The following is a 19,145-nucleotide window of genomic DNA, read 5'->3' as shown; positions in this document are numbered from 1 at the left end:
TAAATTAAATAGAGCTTATACGAAACATGTTTTCTACAACATGTAAGAAATCTTTTTTAGCCAAAAGAACGACAATATCTTGTTTTTTAAACACAAAATTTGATCTAGGGATAATAACTTCATCACCTCTTAAAATTGCACCAATTCTTATTTCATCGGGTAAGTTTGAATTTTTTAATTCTTTATTTACTAACTCTGAGGTTTCAATAATTTCTGCTTCAATAATTTCATATTCACCATTTAAAATACTATAAGCATTTTCAATTGTTCCCTTGTGAATATGTTTTAAGATACTTGAAACGGTATTCATTCTAGGATCAATAAAATCATCAATTTTTAAGGAACTTTGTAAAAGAGAATAATTGGGCTTGTTAATCAAGGCCATAGTTCTTTTGTCACTTAATTCATCGTTATCTTTAGCAAATTTTTCAACTAATACACTTACCATTAAATTATCCTCATCATCATTTGTAAGTGCCAAAACGGTTTGAACTTCTTCTAAATTTGCCTCTAATAAAACTTCTTCATCAAGGGCATCACCATTTATAACAATTGCGTTATTTAATTGGCTTGCAATAAGTTCTGCTCTTCCTTTGTCTTTTTCTATTATCTTAACCCTAGCAGAATCAAAACTTTCTTCTAAATTTTTTGCTAAGTTAAAGCCTATATTTCCCCCTCCAATAATCAAAATTTTATTAGAAATTTTTTCTGTATGACCAAAGGCTGCTAAAGTTTCGTTCATTTGAGAGGCATTAATTACAGCATAAGCTTTGTCATCTTTGAGCATTACATCTGTTTTCTTTAGTAAAATAAATTTTTCATCTCTAATTACGCCCATTATATTTGAGTTTAATTTTGGAAACTTTTTAGTAAGCTCGTTAAGCTTAATATCTTTTATTGGACATTTGCCATCTATCAAAATCTCTAGCAATCTAATTTTATTATTTGCAAAAGGGACGTTATCTAATGAGCCAGGTGCTTCTAATTTTCTTTGAAGAGACTTTGCTATCTCTATTTCAGGTGAGATAATAACATCTATTGGTAAATTTTCTTTATTATAAACTTTTGAAAATTTAGGATTTAAATAATCCTGTGATCTGATCCTTGCTATTTTTTTTGGAACGTTAAATATTGAAAATGCTATTTGACATATAAGCATGTTAATTTCATCATTACGTGTTACTGCAATAATCATATCAGCGTCCATTGCATTAGCTTTTTCTAAAATAGAGGGATATGTGCCTTTGCCCACAATAGACTTTACGTCAAGTGTGTCATCAATCTTTTGTATATCTTCACTGGATTGATCAATTACAGTTATGGAGTGGCCTTGTTCGCTTAAAATTTTTGCAATGGTAAAACCTACTCTACCAGCACCACAAATAATAATATTCATTTAATTTAGTTCCTTGATCCCCAGACCTTTAAGTTTTCTATGTAAGGCAGATCTTTCCATTCCTATAAAGTCGGCAGTTTTCGATATATTGCCATTAAATTTTTTTAATTGTGTAGTTAAATACTCTTTTTCAAAATTTTCTCTAGCTTCTTTTAATGGTATAGATAAAGAGTTTTCTGAAGGTTCGTTCTTAATATCGGGCGTTTTTAAAGATTCTTTAATAATATTTGAAATTTTATCAGCACTATCAGGTGAAAGTATTGCAATTCTTTCTATCAAATTTCTCAATTCTCGAACGTTACCTGGCCAATCATAATTTAGTAAATAATGGTTATTTGTATCAATACTTAATTTCTTTAAATTATAATTTGTTGAAATTTTTTCAGAGAAATATTCAACCAATAAAGGTATGTCGGATACCCTGTCTTTTAGTGGGTCTATGTTAATTTCAAATACATTGAGTCGATGGTATAAATCTTCTCTAAAATTACCATTTTCTATTTCTTGTTTTATATTTTTGCTTGATGAACATATAATCCTTACATCAACATTAATATCGTGACTACCATTAATCCTTTTAAATTTTTGATCTATTAAAACTCTTAAAATTTTAGATTGAGTATCAAGTGGTATTTCAGAGATTTCATCGATTAAAAGAATGCCTTTTGATGACTTCTCTAAAGCGCCATAAGTTATAGAGCCATTTTCTTTTTCTTCACCAAATAATTCTAATTCATATTTTTTTATATCCAGCAATGCGCCGTTCAGAACAACAAAAGGGTTCATTTGTCTTTTAGATTCTTTATGAATTTTCCTTGCAATCAACTCTTTGCCAGAGCCAGTAGGTCCGTTGATAAAAATTCGACTTTCGGAAACTGAGATTTTATTAATTTGGTCTTTTATACTTTTAATATTATCACTAACACCAACTAGCTCATACGAATAAAAAAGTTTACTTTCAAATTCTTTATTCTTATTTTTAAGATTTATATTTTCAACAGCTCTATTAACAAAATTTAATAACCTCTCTTGATTAAAAGGCTTTTCAATAAATTCAAAGGCTCCAGCTTTTAAAGCTTTAATAGCCATTTCTACATTTGCGTGTCCTGTAATTATTATAACTGGAATATTGTTATCTTTAGTTTTAATGTGTAATAGAAGTTCTAGTCCATCATTGTCACCCTTATCAAGTTTGACATCTATAATTGCGACATCTGGAAGTTTTTTATCAATCTCATTTAAGGCTTGGTTATAATTTGCAGCTAGCCTTGTTTTGTAGCCAGCTTCAATAATTAAATCATTAATTATGTTTCTAATATCTGCGTTATCATCAATAATTAATATTTCAGTACTCATTATTTTATAAACATAATTTCTATTTTTGCTCCATTATCAAGAGAAGCAAAGCTAATTTTTCCATTATGATCATTTATTATCTTGTTAACAATAGATAAACCTAAGCCTGTACCTTTTTTCTTTGTTGTAAAATAAGGGTTAAGAATGTCTTTTATATTATCTTTAAATACTCCAAATCCTAATCCGTTATCAATAATTATAAAGTTAATTTTTTCTTCATTCTCATTTATAGAAATGTCAATAGTTCCTGTTAAATCAACATTATCAATTTTTTTATCTTGTATACTTTCAATAGAGTTTTTAATTAAATTAAAAAAAACTCTACTTAATTGTTCGCTATCAGAGTTTAAGAGTATAGACGATTTGTCTGACTTAAAATCAATTATAATTTTATTATCTAATTCATTTATTAATTTAATATTTTCTTTTATCAAGGAAACTAAGTTGTTATCTTTGAGAATTGGTTTTGGCATTCTGGCAAAATCGGAAAATTCATTAACTAAATTTTCAATCAGTTTAATTTGTTTTCCAATAATCAATAAACTTTTTGAAAAATCATCTTGTTCATGAACTGCTATTTTTTCTGAATATTTACTCTTTAATTTATCAATGGTTAATTGAATGGGTGTGAGTGGGTTTTTAATTTCATGAGCTAATTTTCTAGCTAAATTTTCCCAAGCCTCATGTCTTTCTTTAATTATAAGTTTCTCTTGTTGTGATTTTAATTTATCTATCATTAAATTAAAATTTTGATTTAAAACCTCCATATCTTTATCGGTCTTAATTTCCGGTACTTTAACATCTAGATTGCCTCTTCCAATATTGGAAGATGCCATAATCAGATTATTAATAGATCTAAAAAACCTTGATGAAAATTTTATAGCAATTGATATGGATAAAAATAATAATAGCGAAACTATAACAAGATAAATAAATACAAATGATATCTTAATTCCAGTTTGTTTATTTAAAACTGTGTAGTAAAAATTAAGCGCTTCTTGAGATTCAATTAAGTATTGAGAAATTTTTTTATCTAAATATTTAACTATATATAGATACTTACCATCAAAGTTTTCAAGTTTTATAATCGATGCTGCTTGGTTTTTAAAAGCATTAATAATCTTAAGGGGTCTTTTATCATTTTGGACCATTTCTAAAGCATCACTTAAAGGTGGTGTATATAAAGTATTATCTTCTAAAGTTGATAAATATAATTTTCCATTACCTTCAATAATATGCACTTCATCCATACGTCTAATAAGTTTTTGTGTGTTAAGAAAACTTTTAAATTGATTAATATTGGTGTTTAAAAAATTGATACTTTTGTTTATATCAAATGCTATTAGAATTATTTCTGATTGTGTTTTTGTTCTTACCTCTTCTGTGTAACTTTTTGCAATTTCATAAGAATTATTTACTGCTGTTGTTATTTTTTTATCTAAATATTTATCTAGTGCAAATGAAAGAAGGAATAACGAAAATAAGGAAATTAAAATTGAAGGAATTAAAGTAAATAATGCAAAAAAGGTTATATATTTTCTATTAGCTTTAGAACCGCTTACATCAACGTCTATTTTTAAGGAAGTTCTCACTTCTGAAAATATCATAAAAAAAAGAAATACTATCAATGCTATATTTCCAATTAATAAAATCTGCAGGTTGTTATCAGATAGTTTTAAAAAACCTTTATCAATAAATGTTAAAAAAGTTATAAAACCTAACAATAATGAGATTAGAAATATTATAATGATGAATATATTTTTTTTTATAAAATCAATCATTCTAAGCTAAATAATGTGTTATATATTTTTATCATGAATAGTTGTTTTATAATACTTGCTGGAGGCGAAAGTAAAAGATTTAATTCAAATACTCCAAAACCCTTCACAAATTATAAAGGTAAGCCTTTATTGTTGCATTCAATCGATAAAGCTAAAGTTTTTAATAAATTTAATAAAATTGTTTTAGTAATAAATAATAAACATCAAAATTATATCAAAAACCTTAATATCAAAAATATTAAAATTATCATAGGTGGTAAGACAAGAGCAGAATCTGCCTATATTGCCTTAAAAAGTATTAAAAGAAATAATTTTAAAAATGTAATAATTCATGATGCTGCAAGACCAAATTTTTCTTTAAAACTTTTAAAAAGATTAATGGATGGATTAAAATCAAATGATTGTGTAATTCCTGCAATTCAAACAACAGATTCAGTTAAACAAAAAACTTCAAATATTGTTACAAATTTAAAAAGGGAAAATATTTACTTAATTCAAACACCTCAAGCATTTAACTATAAAAAACTTTATGAACTTCAAAATAATAAAAGTGTGGAAGTTACCGATGATGCTAATTTGTTTGTAAGAGCTGGTAAAAAAATAAAGATTATAAAAGGTGAATCTATTAATAATAAAATTACAGTAAACTCAGATATTAAGTTTAACAATTTAATAAAATTTGGTCTAGGTTTTGATGTTCATAGGTTAGTTCCTAATAAAAAACTTTACATAGGTGGAATTAAAATACCCTCACCTCTAGGTACACTAGGTCATTCTGATGGAGATCCTGTTTTACATGCCATAACTGATGCGATACTTGGTGCTTGCTCTATGGGTGATATTGGTGAAAAATTTTCAGATAAGAATAAGAAATTTAAAAATATTAGATCTACTATTCTGTTGAGTAAAATAATTAAGCAAACTGAAAAAAAAGGCTATCTAATCAATAACCTCGATATTAATATAATTACTCAAAAACCTAAAATTCAAAAATATAAAAAAAAAATATCAAACTGTATTGCAAAAATTTGTAATATTTCATCTACTCAAATTAATATAAAAGGTAAAACAACTGAAAAGTTAGGCGTGATTGGTAAGGAAAAAGCAATAGCTTGCGAAGTAATAGCCTCAGTTATTAAAAATGATTAAATCTTTCAACTCATTATTTGTGACAATGTTTGGTCTTGGTAAGATTAAGTATATGCCTGGAACGTTTGGATCTTTATTAACCATAATTATTCTTTATTATTTATTCCACACTTTAAACATTTCACCAAATATAATTTTAGTTGTGTTGATAGCGATATTTATTTACTCATTTTATGCCGTTTCAAGTCATATAGAAAATAGTAAAAATAAGGATCCTAGTGAAATCATAATTGATGAATTTTTAGGTCAATCAATTCCTATATATCTTTATGAGATATCCCATGGAACAACAAAAGATGCGGGTGAAGCTATCATTTATTATGCTCTATTTTTTATACTTTTTAGATATTTTGATATCATGAAACCGTTTCCCGTAAGCTTTTTTGATAAAAACTTTAAGAATAGTTTTGGTGTAATTATGGATGATATCTGTGCTGGTTTTTATGTGGTTCTAACCCTTGTGTGTTTCATGATTTTAAAGAGCTATATTTTGTAATGAAAAATATTGTAAGAAAATTAATCAAAAAAAAACTTAAAATATCTTTTGCCGAGTCTTGCACGGGTGGGATGTTAGCTGCATCTATTACCTCTATTAGTGGTGCATCTAAAATATTCAACATAGGTCTTATTACCTATTCTAACCAAGCAAAAATCGATATTTTAAAAGTAAATAAAAATGTTATAAAAAAATACGGAGCTGTTAGTGCTGAATGTTGTGAGGCTATGGTTAAGAATTTAGCAAAGATATCTAAAGCTCAAATAAATGTATCTGTGACTGGCATTGCGGGTCCTAATGGTGGAACTAAAAAAAAACCAGTCGGACTAGTCTATATTGGGGTAAAAAGATCTAATAAAATAGTAATAATTAGAAATATTTTTAAACTAAAAACAAGAAACTCAATTCAAAAAGCATCAGTTAAAAAAGCTTTGGATATTGTTAGTTCTTTAATTTGAGCAATCTTTAACAATTTTTTTATACTGTTTCGGCTCTTTTTTGGAAAGCATCAGCAATTTTATTTAAACCAAATTCAAATGATTTTTCCATTAACAAATTTAAAAACTTATTTTTAATTTCAAAATCAACATCAAAATAAACCTCCGTTATGTTGTTATTTTCTACAAATTTCCAATTATTTTGCAAGTGCTTTAGTGGGCCATCTAAATTAGTAACATTAATCGTATCATCTTTTTTATTAAATCTAACATCACTTTTATAAGTGTCGCTAAAGGGACCCTTTCCAATTGTTAAATCTGCTATGATTAAGATTTGATTATTTTCTTCTTTTCTATCATAAACTTTCGAGTCTAAGCAAAAAGGGATGAATTCTGGATATTTTTCTATATCTAAAACAAACTCAATAAGTTTATCTTTTTTTTTGTTTATGTTCCTTTTAACTGATGCCTTAGGCATTAATGATTGTTAATTCTATTTTGTTGAAGTTTAGCAAAATCTTCATCTGCATGATATGAAGATCTAGTTAAAGGCGTCGATGAAACTAATAAAAATCCTTTTGATTTTGCAATAGTTTCTAACTCTTTAAATTCGTCTGGATGGTAATAGCGGTCTAAAGGGTGATGTCTTACAGAAGGTTGTAAATATTGACCAATGGTTAAAAAATCTACTCCTGCTGCTTTTAGATCATCCATGACTTGAACAATCTCTTCTTTATTTTCACCTAATCCAACCATTAAACCTGATTTAGTGAAAACATTTTTATTAACTAACTTTGCATTCTTTAAAAGCTCTAATGATGAAAAATATCTAGAGCCTGGTCTTACTTTTAAATAAAGTCTAGGCACTGTCTCAATGTTATGATTAAAAACATCTGGATTAGCTTCTAGTACTTTTTTATAAGCATCTCCTTTTCTAAGAAAATCAGGCGTTAAAACTTCAATTGATGTATTAGGATTTTTTTTTCTTGTTTGATCAATTACTTCATAAAAATGATTTGATCCTCCATCTTCAAGATCATCTCTATCAACAGAAGTAATTACAACATGTTTTAAATCTAATTTTTTTACGGCTTCAGCAATCTTAACGGGTTCAAATGAGTCTAGTTTTCCAGGTTTGCCAGTTTTTACATCACAAAAAGCACATGCTCTTGTACAGGTATCACCCATAATCATAAATGTAGCATGACGCTTACTCCAACATTCTGTAATATTTGGACAATTAGCTTCCTGACAAACTGTTACTAAATTGTTTTGATTAACAATAGTTTTTGTTAAGAAAAATTCTTTACTGTTAGTTAATTTAGACCTTATCCAATCAGGCTTTTTCTTAATTGGATTTACAGGTTTATTAACTTTTTCTGGGTGTCTTGGTTTAATTGTCATTCTTTTTAATTATATAGAGGGTCTCCCCTTCTTTGCCAAACATAAATTTTTCTCTGATTAAGGTTTCGACGTAATCTAGGTCTAATTTAGTACTTAATAGAGAATTTTTAAATTCAAGATCTTTGATTTTGTTGGATAAATTAGCTTCATCAATTTTTAGATTAGATAAAATTTCATTTTTTTTGAAATAAGAAAAAAGACCTCTTTCACCATCTAAAAGATTGAAGAAAAAATAAAGTATTAAAAAAGTAGAGATTAATAAAAAGTAATTTTTTTTTAATTTTCCCAGCATTAATGAATTTTACTCATTGATGCTTTTTTTCCAAGCTCTTCTTCTATACGTAATAATTGATTATATTTTGCAACCCGTTCAGATCTTGCCAGCGATCCAGTTTTAATTTGATTTGAATTTGTACCTACAGCAAGGTCTGCTATAAAAGTGTCTTCACTGTCTCCAGATCTATGAGAAATTATTGTTTTATACCCGATAATTTGCGCAAACTTAATAACCTCAAGTGTTTCAGATACCGTACCAATTTGATTAAGTTTAATTAATATCGAATTTGATGAGTTGTTTAAAAAACCTTTTTTTAGTCTTTCTAAATTAGTTACATACAAATCATCTCCAACTATTTGGACATTATTAGTATTTTTCATTAATTTACTCCATGCCATCCAATCATTTTCTCCAAATGGATCTTCAATAGATTTAATTTTGTATCTATTTATTATTTTTTTATATTCTTTAATAGATCGATCTACCGAAACAAATTTTTTTGAATGAATAGAATATTTGTTTTTCTTGATTAATTCATTTGCTGCAACATCTAAGCAAATCGAAACATCTTTGCCATTTTTAAAACCAGACTTATTAATTGCAGCAACGACTAAATCTAAAGCTTTTTCATTGCTACTAATCATTGGAGCAAAGCCCCCCTCATCTCCTACAGAGGTTGATAAACCCTTTTTTATAATCAGCTTTCTTAAATTATTAATTATAACAAAACATATTCTCATTGCCTCTGAAAAGTTTTTAGCTTTATCAGGTCTAATCATAAACTCTTGAATTCTTAATCCATTATTAGCATGCGCTCCACCATTAATAATATTCATTAATGGGTAAGGTAATCTGTAATTATTTTTTACTAAAAAAGTTTTATATAAAGGAACTCTCTTAATTTTAGCAGAAAGTTTCTTAGCAGCCATAGAAACTGCTAAAATAGCATTAGCACCTAAACTTGTTTTTTGGCGGGTGCCATCAAGATTGATTAAGATTGTATCAATACGTGTTTGGTCGTGAATATTCGCACCTCTTAATCTTTTTGAAATTTTTGTATTAACTAGATTGACTGCACCTAAAACACTTTTACCTAAATATTTTTTATTATTGTTGTCTCTTTTTTCAAATGCTTCGTAAGTTCCAGTTGAAGCACCTGAGGGACAAATAGCTGAGGCACTTAAATTTTTTGAATAAACTTCTGCTTCAATTGTTGGGTTTCCGCGGCTATCAAAGACTTGACGAGCTTTTATCTTTAAAATCTTACTCATTTATTTTTTGATTAGATTATCTATTTCAAATAATTGAGATAGTAATTTTTCTAATTTATCTAGTGGAACCATATTAGGTCCATCTGATGGAGCATTATCTGGGTCTTGATGTGTTTCAATAAAAACACCCGCAACACCAACTGCGACCGCAGCTCTTGCTAAATATTCAACAAACTCTCTTTGACCACCACTGGTCTCACCTAAACCTCCAGGTTGTTGGACTGAATGTGTAGCATCAAAAATAACAGGATAACCATTTTTTGCCATTATAGGTAAAGACCTCATATCAGAGACAAGGGTATTGTAACCAAAGCTGGCCCCTCTTTCTGTAACTAAAATATTATTATTACCTGAGTCAGCAATTTTTTTTGTAACATTAACCATATCCCATGGTGCAAGGAATTGACCTTTTTTAACATTTATAATTTTCCCAGTTTTGGCAGCAGCAATTAATAAATCTGTTTGCCTACATAAAAATGCAGGAATTTGTAATACATCAACATGAGGAGCTACCACTGCACATTGTTCAGCATTATGTATGTCAGTTAATATTGGAACATTTAATTCTTTTTTAATCTTATCAAAAATAGGTAAAGATTGTTCAAGACCCATACCTCTTTGGCCTTTTAAACTTGTTCTATTAGCTTTATCAAAAGATGTTTTGTAAACAAAACCCATATTAAACTTAGAAGTAATTTCTTTAATCTTACCTGCCATATCCATGGCATGTTGTTCGGTCTCAAGTTGGCATGGGCCAGCAATAATAAAAATTTTATTATTGTTTGAAATTTCTATATTTCCACAATTAACTTTTATATTTTTCATTTATGATTTTTAGCAGCCTTGATAAATGATGAGAATAAAGGATGTGGTGCTAAAGGTCTAGATTTAAATTCTGGATGAAATTGGACAGCTATAAACCATGGGTGGTTGTTTAGCTCAATAATCTCTGGTAATTTTTTATCTGGAGATAATCCTGAAAAGATAAGGCCATTATTTTCAAATTGATCTTTAAAGCTAATATTAACCTCGTATCTATGTCTGTGTCTCTCTTGAATTGATTTAGATTTATAGATTTTTCTAATCAATGAATTTTCTTTTAATCTGGCCTCATAAAGACCAAGTCTCATGGTACCACCAAGATCTTTATCCGTTCCTTTAATTAATTTACCATCCTTATTCCATTCAGAGATTAATCCAATAATTGGTGTTCCTCCAGATCCAAACTCGCTTGATGTAGCTTTCTTTATATTTAACTTATTCCTTGCAAATTCAATAATGGCCATTTGCATTCCAAAACAAATTCCAAAAAAAGGAATTTTTTTCTCTCTAGCATATTTAATTGCTTCTATTTTACCCTCTGTTCCTCTTTTGCCAAATCCACCTGGTATCAGAATTCCAGAAACTCCTTTTAATTTTTTTTTAATTTCATAGATTTTCAAGTTTTCAGAATCTATTCTCACTAAATTAATTTTTAAATTATTATCAATACCGCCGTGAGTTAAGGCTTCGTCTAATGATTTATAAGCATCTTTAAGCTCAACATATTTTCCAATGATTGCAATATTGATTGATTTTTTTGTGTGCAGAACAATTTTAGTGATTTTTTTCCAAGGATTTAAATTAACTTTTTTTTTTGATTTTATTTTAAAATATTCAAGTACCTGTTTATCTAAATTTTCTCTATTGAAGCTAATTGGCGCTTCGTAAATAGTTTTAACATCAACAGTTTGAATTACATTTTCAATTCCAACATTACAGAACAAGGATATTTTTTTTCTATGCTCCAAAGGTATGGCCCTTTCAGATCTGCAAATAATAATATCTGGTTGTATGCCAAGACTTCTTAATTCTTTTACTGAGTGTTGAGTGGGTTTTGTTTTTATTTCATCTGAAGCTCTAAGGTACGGGACTAGAGTTAAGTGAATAAATAAAGCATTTTTTTTTCCTACATCATTAGAAAATTGTCTAATAGCTTCAACGAATGGGAGGCTTTCTATGTCACCCACTATTCCACCAATTTCACAAATTACAAAGTCTTCTTTTGATGTGTCACTTTTTATAAAATCTTTAATACGGTCAGTTATATGCGGGATAACTTGAACTGTTTTTCCAAGGTATCCTCCTTTACGTTCTTTTTTTAAAACATCGCTATAAATTTTTCCAGTTGTAATATTGTCAGATTTTTTTGCAGATATTCCAGAAAATCTTTCATAATGACCTAAATCTAAATCTGTTTCTGCACCATCATCTGTTACAAAAACTTCACCATGCTGAAACGGACTCATCGTTCCTGGGTCAACATTTAAATAAGGATCTAATTTTCTTAAACGTACGTTAAAACCTCTAGATTGTAATAAGTATGCAAGGGAAGCCGAAGAAAGACCTTTTCCTAATGAAGAAACCACACCGCCGGTTACAAAAATATATCGCGCCATGGTATTATCTTATAGCGATTAATTAATGAGTTTAAAAGGATTAATTATTGTTTTCAGGAATTGAAGGTGTATCACTAGACTTTTCTTCAATGATATCCAATACGGAAGATGTAGGTGTTAACTCACCTCTAGAAATTATTGTTAAAGCTAAGCTACAAATTATGAATAAAGTTGCAACTACTGCTGTAGCCTTGCCCATAAAATTACCAGCAGATCTGGAAAGCATAAAATTATCTTGAGAAACACCTATACCAAGTGCTCCACCTTCAGATTTTTGGACTAGTATCAAAAGCACAAGTACTGTTGCTAGTACTAAGTTGACTACTAGTAGAATATTTTCCATGAGGGTTAACTATATGTTTTTTTGACTATATCAATAAATTTTTTAGCATTTTGAGATGCTCCACCAATTAAAAAACCATCAATATTATTAATTTCTCTTAAGATTGTTATATTTTGAGGATTTACAGAACCCCCATATAAAATTTTTGGTAATTTATCTTTAAATTTATTTTTGATGAATTCTACTGTTTTAAAAAGATCTTGAGGTTTCGGTATAAGACCACTGCCTATAGCCCAAACAGGTTCATAAGCTAAAAAAATATTTGATTTATTTTTAATATTTTTTAAACCAATTTTAATTTGTTTGGATAAGGTTGAGCTTGTCTTTTTTTTTCTTTTATCACTTAAAGTTTCACCGATACAAAAAATAACTTTTAATTTAGCTTCAAGAGCACTTTTAATTTTTAGATTAATTAGTTTATCACTTTCACCCTGTTCTCTATTTTCTGAATGACCAATGATTACAAAATGTGCACCAATATTTTTTAACATACGGGAATTAACATGACCTGTGTGAGCACCATAATCTTTACTTTCATGACAATTTTGTCCACCAATAGCAATTTGGCAATTACTAAATTTTTTTGAAAAAGAACTTATTAAAGTATTTGGAGGGCAATAAATTAATCTACCTCCCTTTATTTCTTTAGATTTTGAAAATTTAATAACTTTATCCAATGTATTTAAGGAAGATAAATTCCCATACATTTTCCAATTGGCTACAAAATACATATATTTATTTGTCATAATGAAAAATTTAATCTATAGGTTGATATTTTAAAGATCAATAAATTAATAATGTAATGATAAATCCATTTAAAAATTTTACAAAAAAAAAGATTGGTGGCTTGATACTGATTTTTGTTATTATAATAGCTTTTGGCTTTGGTGGATTTGGTGGAGGATTTAGTACTGGAAATCAAAATAATATAGCTAAAATAAATAACACTAATATCTCTACGCAAGATTTCATGGATTACCTAAATCAATCTGGCTTAAGTCAGCAAGTAATAAAAGAGAATATCGATAAAAATGTAATTGAGGAGCTTTTGTCTTCTATGGTTTCAATGACTTTACTTGAACTTGAAATAAAAAATTTAGACCTAGTTATATCAGATGAAGTAATTGTAGAAACTCTTAAGAAAAATAAAAACTTTCTAGGTGAAAATGGTAATTTTCAAAGAACTCTTTATGAAAAGTTTTTACTTACAAATAGTATGAGTGCAGCGATGTATGAAATAAAATTAAAGAATAACGTTCTACAAAAGGAATTATTTACATATATAAGTGGTGGAGCGAAATCTCCCAACTTTTTAACTAATAGATATTTTATAGAAAACAATAGAAAATTAGATATTGAATTTATTAAATTAAATAGATTTTATAAAAAAGTAGATGAATTTACCAATCAGGAAATTAAAATTTTTATTGACGAAAATTCAGAAAAACTTAAGCAAGATTATATTGATTTTTCTTATGTGATAATAACGCCTAAAAACTTATTGGGTGTAGATGAATTTAATCAGGCTTTTTTTGATACAATTGATGAAATTGACAACAAGATATCTAAAAACATAGATTTTAAGACAATTACAAATGAATTAAATGTCAATGTGATTACAAAAAAAGATTATATTAATTTAGAAAATAAGGAGACGATTGAAAATAAAATTTATAATTCTAGAAAAGACAAGATTGAAATACTTGAAGACAATGGAACATTCATCTTTTATCAAATAGATAATGTTATTCAAAAATTGCCTAATTTAAATGATGAAAGATTTGCAAAACAAATAACAAACCTTCTATTTCAGAAAGAAAAATTTGAATTTAATAAAGATATACTAAACCAATTAGATAAAAATGAATTTAACCAAGCATCATTTGATAAACTTGGGAATGGTGAAGTTGAAAAAACTCAATTAAACTCAATTAAGGACATTAATAAATTTGAAAATAATTCTGTTAAAATTTTATACTCACTACCAATTAATACATTTACTCTAATTGCTGATAGAGAAGACAACATATTCATAGCTAAGGTTATGAAACTTGAAGATACTGAAATTTCTTCAGATTCAAATATATTTAATAAAATCTCTAACGAAGCGAGTGCAGAAAATAGAAACGGAATATTAAAATCATATGATAACCTTTTAAACAATAAATATAAGGTGATAGTTAATGAAAAAACTCTTGATAGGGTAAAAAATTACTTCAGATGATGCTTAATCGAAACTTTAAAGATTTTAAGTTTCAACACTCAAGAAACAAAAATCAAATCATATATACCTCTCAAAAAGTAAGAAATGATCAGGAAGTTTTAAACTTAATTGATAATTTTCTAAGGGAAAAAAATAGTTTTATTTTTGAGTCAGTTGAGAAAGGTAAGATAAGAGGGAGATATACCATCTTTGGCAAAAACCCAGATAAGATTTGGGAATTTAATAATAAAAATTCTTACCTGACTACTAATAACATTAAAAAAAAAATAAAAGGTGCTCCAGCGAAAATTATAGAAGAAATAATAGAAGAATTTAAGTTTAAAACGCCAGTAGGTCTACCACCAATTTGTTCTTTAATATCGGGGTATTTTTCTTATGATTCTATTAGATATGTAGAAAAAATTCCTAATAAATGTAAGGATGATTTAAGGCTACCTGATGTTAGACTTTTAAGACCAAGAACATTGGTTATTCACGACAACTTAAAAAAAAAGATTTTCTATATTATTAATATTTTCAATGATGAAAAGATTCTAAATTATAAAAAAAAATATTTTACAATTGAGAATGAAATTAATGACCTATTAACAAAGGCCTCTCTTATAAAAAATAATTCTAATAGTGATACAAAAACTAATATTAAAGTAAAATCTAACACTTCAAAAAATAAGTTTATAAGAATGGTTAATGAAGCAAAAAAATACATAAAAATTGGAGATATTTTTCAAGTCGTTTTAAGTCAAAGGTTTGAAGCTAAATTATCCAAAACACCACTAGAAATTTATAAAAAACTGAGAATTACTAACCCTTCTCCCTTTATGTATTTTTTTAATTTTGAAGATTTTCAGATAATAGGAGCTAGTCCAGAAATCTTAGTCAGACTAAGAGATAACAAAATTACCGTTAGACCAATTGCAGGAACTAGACCTAGAGGTAAAAATTTAAAACAAGATAATTTTTTTGCAAAAGATTTACTTAAAGATGAAAAAGAACTTTCTGAACATTTAATGTTACTAGATTTAGGGAGAAATGATGCTGGTAAAGTTTCCAAAATAGGAACCGTTAAAGTGACAGAAAGTTTTATGATAGAAAAATACTCACATGTAATGCATATCGTTTCTAATGTGATGGGTGTTTATAATAGTAAATTTTCAAAATTTAAATCATTGCTTGCAGGATTCCCTGCTGGAACTGTTTCTGGTGCACCTAAAATTAGAGCCATGGAAATTATTGATGAACTAGAAACCACTAAAAGAAAAGTTTATGCTGGAGGCATAGGTTATTTTTCTGCAAATGGTGAGTTTGACACTTGTATTGCATTAAGAACTGCTGTTGCAAAAAACAAAAAATTCTACGTTCAAGCTGGTGCAGGGATAGTAGCTGACAGTAGTCCAATTAAAGAATACGAAGAAACTGTAAATAAAGCAAAAGCTTTAATGAATGCATTAAAATAATGAAAATTATATTAATAGATAATTATGATAGTTTTACATTTAACTTATATCACTATGTATCATCTCTTGGTGTTACAGTTGATGTAATTAGAAATGATGAAATTACTCACAAACAAATAATAAAAAATAAATATGACAAAATAATTATATCACCTGGACCTGGTAATCCAAATCAATCAGGGAATTGCATTAAAATAGTAAAAGCACTTTATAAAAAGATACCTATTCTTGGTGTGTGCTTAGGTCATCAAATTATTGGTCAAGTTTTTGGTTCTAAAATTATTCAAGCAAATAAGTTAATGCATGGTAAAACTAGCGTCATAAAATCAAAAAAAATAGGTATCCTTAAAAACCTTCCTTCTAAATTTGTAGCTACAAGATACCATAGTCTTATAATTGATAAAAAAACATTATCCAATCAACTTGAAATTACTGCTGAAACAAAAGATGGAATTATTATGGGTGTAATGCATAAAGAATATAATATCCACGGTGTTCAATTTCACCCTGAAAGTATAAAAACTATCATTGGTATTAGAATATTAAAAAATTTTATTAATTACAAAAACAAATGAAAATTTTCATAGATAAATTAAGAAATAACCAGGACTTATCATTTAATGAAAGTAAAAAAGCTTTTGAAATACTAATGAATGGTAAAGCATCAGATAATGAAATATTTGATTTTTTAACACTACTTTCAGCAAAAGGAGAGGTCTCTGATGAAATTGCTGGTGGGGTTTTTGTACTAAGAAATAAATCTAAAAGAGTTAATGTTAACGATTGTATTGATACATGTGGAACGGGTGGAGACGGCATGAATACACTCAATATATCAACTGCATCAGCGCTACTTCTATCTAGTATGGGCATTAAAGTTGCAAAACATGGCAACAAAGCTGTTTCCTCTAAATGTGGTTCAGGTGACGTTTTAGAAGCTTTAAACATAAAAATAGATTTAGAGCCGAATGATATTGAGAAACAAATTAAAAAAAACAACTTTGGTTTTATGTTTGCACCCAATTATCACAGTGCAATGAGATTTGTTGGACCTATTAGAAAAAAGATAGGTAAGAGAACAATTTTTAATATGATTGGCCCTTTAAGTAGCCCTGCCCTAGTTGATAGACAAGTGGTTGGTGTTTTTGATAAAAGGCTATTAAAAATTTTTGCTAGTGCCTTGAATAATTTAAACATTAAATTTGCCTGGATTGTAAATAGTGAAGATGGATTAGATGAAATATCACCCTATTCAAAAACTAATGTTGTTCAATTAAAAAATGGTGAAATTTCTGAAATATTAATTGACCCTATAAAACTAAATATAGATGCAAATGAGTTTAAAGATTTGCTTGGAGATGATGCAAAATTCAATGCTAATAAAATGTTAGATATATTTAAAGGTGAGGATAACGATTTTTCAAAAGCTGTTTGTTTAAATGCAGCAGCCGGCCTTATTGTTTCAGAAAAACATACAGTATTTATTGATGCGTATAATGAAGCAAGAAAACATATATTATCAGGAAAAACATACACCAACTTAAAAGAAATTCAAAATGTCTAAAGACGTACTAAAAGAAATTATTAAAAAAAAAATTGAAAAAATTGATTTATTAAAAAAAACAATTTCATTAGATGCTTTAAATGAACAAATAGATCAAAATAAATCATTTATAAATTTTAAAGATAAAATTCAAAACAATGTTGATAATAATAAAATTTCTTTAATTGCAGAAATAAAGAAAGCAAGCCCGTCTGCTGGTGTTATAATGGACAATTATAACCCTACTGAAATAGCAAAAATCTATAACAATAAAAAAGCAACATGCTTATCAATCCTCACAGAAGAAGATTTCTTTTTGGGTAGGCTAAGCCATATAAGTGAAGTAAAAGAAAAAATAAATCTACCCGTTCTATGTAAAGATTTTTTTATTGATAAGTTTCAAGTACCTCTCGCAAAAAGTTATGGGGCAGATGCAATATTGATTATATTAGCTGGTGTCTCCGATGACCTTGCTAATGAATTATACGAAGAAGCTCTTAAACGTAATATGTCAATAATTGTTGAAGTGCATACAGTTGAGGAAGCAAAGAAAGCTCTTAACTTTAAAGAAGCATTAATTGGAATAAATAATAGAAATCTCAAAACTTTAAAAACAGATCTTAATACAACTTATGATATCTATAACGTGTTAAGTAATCACTCCTCTCCTTTAATTTCTGAAAGTGGAATTAAAACAAAAGAAGAGCTTCTTTCTTTAAAGAACAAAACAGAAATAAAAACTTTTTTAATTGGTGAATCACTTTTAAAAAATTTAGATAAAAATTCAATTTTTTCCGTTCTTTAGTCAAATAAGCCCCTATTTTAAATACTTTTTAGCTATTGCCGTATGGGAAGAACACTTGTAGAACAGATTTTGTACTTTATTTGTTCTTATGCTAACTAAAAAACAAAAAAACCTGCTTTTATTCATCAACAAAAAGTTGAGAGCCTCAGGAGTATCTCCTTCGTACGAAGAAATGAAAGATTCGTTAAATTTAAAATCTAAATCAGGAATTCACAGATTAATAAGTGCCTTGGAAGAAAGAGGTTTTATTAGAAGGTTGGCTCATAAAGCAAGAGCCTTAGAGGTTATAAAACTTCCCGAAACTGCTTCTGCTAATGACATTTACAATAGCTTTTCACCTAGTGTTATCAAAGGTGGACTAGATATAGATAATACTAACTTAAATGAAATGGAAATACCTGTACTAGGTAGTATAGCTGCAGGAACGCCTGTAGAGGCAATACAAAATGAAGTTTCGCGAATACCTCTTCCAAGTAACCTTGAAAAAAATGGTCAATATTTTGGTCTAAAAGTTCAAGGTGATTCAATGATTGAAGCTGGTATTAATGAAGGTGATACGGTTATCATAAAGAGATCTGATACTGCAGATAATGGTAAAATTGTTGTAGCTTTAATAGATGAGCACGAAGCAATGTTGAAAAGAATTAGAAGAAAAGGAAAAACAGTAGCACTTGAAAGTGCCAATAGAAACTATGAAACTAAAATATTTGGTCCAGATAGGGTAAAAGTTCAAGGTGTTCTGGTATCTTTATATAGAAACTTCTAAGAAAA

Annotated in this window: 20 protein-coding genes; 9 read left to right on the top strand and 11 right to left on the bottom strand. The window is 28.0% G+C overall.

The annotated features are described in order from the left end of the window. Positions 1–4: 4 nt before the first annotated feature. Genes trkA through ABXT45_RS02980 form a run of 3 tightly spaced genes read right to left on the bottom strand, consistent with a single transcriptional unit; the run spans position 5 to position 4,533 of the window. Complete coding sequence (trkA, locus tag ABXT45_RS02990; protein ID WP_415314307.1) at positions 5–1,396, bottom strand: Trk system potassium transporter TrkA; 1,392 nt, start codon at positions 1,394–1,396, stop codon at positions 5–7. After that, entirely contained in the window at positions 1,397–2,752 is a 1,356-nt protein-coding gene (locus tag ABXT45_RS02985; protein ID WP_415314306.1) for a sigma-54-dependent transcriptional regulator, read from the bottom strand. It abuts the gene before it with no gap. Next, complete coding sequence (locus ABXT45_RS02980) at positions 2,752–4,533, bottom strand: ATP-binding protein (RefSeq protein WP_415314305.1); 1,782 nt, start codon at positions 4,531–4,533, stop codon at positions 2,752–2,754. The genes ABXT45_RS02985 and ABXT45_RS02980 overlap by 1 nt, the downstream gene beginning before the upstream one ends. 33 nt (positions 4,534–4,566) lie before the next feature. On the opposite strand from ABXT45_RS02980, the gene ispD reads away from it, so the two are divergent. From ispD to ABXT45_RS02965, 3 genes are read left to right on the top strand one after another with little or no spacing between them, the layout of a single operon-like run. Beyond that, positions 4,567–5,682, top strand: coding sequence for a 2-C-methyl-D-erythritol 4-phosphate cytidylyltransferase (gene ispD / locus ABXT45_RS02975; protein WP_415314304.1), 1,116 nt, complete (start codon positions 4,567–4,569; stop codon positions 5,680–5,682). Beyond that, on the top strand, positions 5,675–6,178 hold the full coding sequence (locus ABXT45_RS02970; RefSeq protein WP_415314303.1) for a phosphatidylglycerophosphatase A: 504 nt from the start codon (positions 5,675–5,677) through the stop codon (positions 6,176–6,178). The genes ispD and ABXT45_RS02970 overlap by 8 nt, the downstream gene beginning before the upstream one ends. After that, on the top strand, positions 6,145–6,636 hold the full coding sequence (locus ABXT45_RS02965; RefSeq protein WP_415314302.1) for a CinA family protein: 492 nt from the start codon (positions 6,145–6,147) through the stop codon (positions 6,634–6,636). The genes ABXT45_RS02970 and ABXT45_RS02965 overlap by 34 nt, the downstream gene beginning before the upstream one ends. A gap of 19 nt (positions 6,637–6,655) precedes the next feature. Here ABXT45_RS02965 and ABXT45_RS02960 read toward each other — a convergent pair whose 3' ends face one another. Genes ABXT45_RS02960 through ABXT45_RS02925 form a run of 8 tightly spaced genes read right to left on the bottom strand, consistent with a single transcriptional unit; the run spans position 6,656 to position 13,094 of the window. Next, positions 6,656–7,093, bottom strand: a complete 438-nt coding sequence (locus ABXT45_RS02960; protein ID WP_415314301.1) for a type II toxin-antitoxin system RatA family toxin — start codon at positions 7,091–7,093, stop codon at positions 6,656–6,658. Continuing rightward, a complete protein-coding gene (gene lipA, locus ABXT45_RS02955; protein WP_415314300.1) occupies positions 7,093–8,019 on the bottom strand; it encodes a lipoyl synthase in 927 nt (308 codons plus the stop codon). Before lipA ends, ABXT45_RS02960 begins: the two co-directional genes overlap by 1 nt. Continuing rightward, the gene (locus ABXT45_RS02950; protein ID WP_415314299.1) at positions 8,009–8,311 is read right to left on the bottom strand and encodes an FtsB family cell division protein; all 303 of its coding nucleotides are present in this window, start codon (positions 8,309–8,311) and stop codon (positions 8,009–8,011) included. Before ABXT45_RS02950 ends, lipA begins: the two co-directional genes overlap by 11 nt. Further along, positions 8,311–9,567 carry a phosphopyruvate hydratase gene (gene eno / locus ABXT45_RS02945; protein ID WP_415314298.1) on the bottom strand — a complete coding sequence of 419 codons (1,257 nt, stop codon included), beginning with the start codon at positions 9,565–9,567 and terminating at the stop codon, positions 8,311–8,313. The genes ABXT45_RS02950 and eno overlap by 1 nt, the downstream gene beginning before the upstream one ends. Further along, complete coding sequence (gene kdsA, locus ABXT45_RS02940; RefSeq protein WP_415314297.1) at positions 9,568–10,392, bottom strand: 3-deoxy-8-phosphooctulonate synthase; 825 nt, start codon at positions 10,390–10,392, stop codon at positions 9,568–9,570. Continuing rightward, entirely contained in the window at positions 10,389–12,005 is a 1,617-nt protein-coding gene (locus ABXT45_RS02935; protein WP_415314296.1) for a CTP synthase, read from the bottom strand. The genes kdsA and ABXT45_RS02935 overlap by 4 nt, the downstream gene beginning before the upstream one ends. 40 nt (positions 12,006–12,045) lie before the next feature. Then, positions 12,046–12,348 (bottom strand): preprotein translocase subunit SecG, encoded by a 303-nt coding sequence (gene secG / locus ABXT45_RS02930; RefSeq protein ID WP_415314295.1) that lies wholly within the window; start codon positions 12,346–12,348, stop codon positions 12,046–12,048. Between the two features lie 5 nt (positions 12,349–12,353). Continuing rightward, on the bottom strand, positions 12,354–13,094 hold the full coding sequence (locus ABXT45_RS02925) for a triose-phosphate isomerase (RefSeq protein ID WP_415314294.1): 741 nt from the start codon (positions 13,092–13,094) through the stop codon (positions 12,354–12,356). A gap of 56 nt (positions 13,095–13,150) precedes the next feature. Here ABXT45_RS02925 and ABXT45_RS02920 point away from each other — a divergent pair, with 56 nt between their 5' ends. The 6 genes from ABXT45_RS02920 to lexA all read left to right on the top strand — a co-directional run bounded on the left by ABXT45_RS02920 (position 13,151) and on the right by lexA (position 19,140). Continuing rightward, positions 13,151–14,572 carry a SurA N-terminal domain-containing protein gene (locus tag ABXT45_RS02920; RefSeq protein WP_415314293.1) on the top strand — a complete coding sequence of 474 codons (1,422 nt, stop codon included), beginning with the start codon at positions 13,151–13,153 and terminating at the stop codon, positions 14,570–14,572. Then, positions 14,572–16,026 carry an anthranilate synthase component I gene (trpE, locus tag ABXT45_RS02915; RefSeq protein WP_415314439.1) on the top strand — a complete coding sequence of 485 codons (1,455 nt, stop codon included), beginning with the start codon at positions 14,572–14,574 and terminating at the stop codon, positions 16,024–16,026. Before ABXT45_RS02920 ends, trpE begins: the two co-directional genes overlap by 1 nt. Continuing rightward, the gene (locus ABXT45_RS02910; protein ID WP_415314292.1) at positions 16,026–16,601 is read left to right on the top strand and encodes an anthranilate synthase component II; all 576 of its coding nucleotides are present in this window, start codon (positions 16,026–16,028) and stop codon (positions 16,599–16,601) included. The genes trpE and ABXT45_RS02910 overlap by 1 nt, the downstream gene beginning before the upstream one ends. Further along, positions 16,598–17,590 (top strand): anthranilate phosphoribosyltransferase, encoded by a 993-nt coding sequence (gene trpD / locus ABXT45_RS02905; RefSeq protein ID WP_415314291.1) that lies wholly within the window; start codon positions 16,598–16,600, stop codon positions 17,588–17,590. Before ABXT45_RS02910 ends, trpD begins: the two co-directional genes overlap by 4 nt. Then, on the top strand, positions 17,583–18,374 hold the full coding sequence (locus tag ABXT45_RS02900) for an indole-3-glycerol phosphate synthase TrpC (protein ID WP_415314290.1): 792 nt from the start codon (positions 17,583–17,585) through the stop codon (positions 18,372–18,374). Before trpD ends, ABXT45_RS02900 begins: the two co-directional genes overlap by 8 nt. Positions 18,375–18,462: 88 nt before the next feature. Next, positions 18,463–19,140 (top strand): transcriptional repressor LexA, encoded by a 678-nt coding sequence (lexA, locus tag ABXT45_RS02895; protein ID WP_415314289.1) that lies wholly within the window; start codon positions 18,463–18,465, stop codon positions 19,138–19,140. Positions 19,141–19,145: the final 5 nt, after the last annotated feature.

It is taken from the genome of Candidatus Pelagibacter sp. Uisw_106 (assembly GCF_047724975.1).
Taxonomy (GTDB): Bacteria; Pseudomonadota; Alphaproteobacteria; order Pelagibacterales; family Pelagibacteraceae; genus Pelagibacter.
The sequence above is the reverse complement of the archived record's forward strand: the minus strand, read 5'-3'. Positions and strand labels throughout refer to the sequence as shown.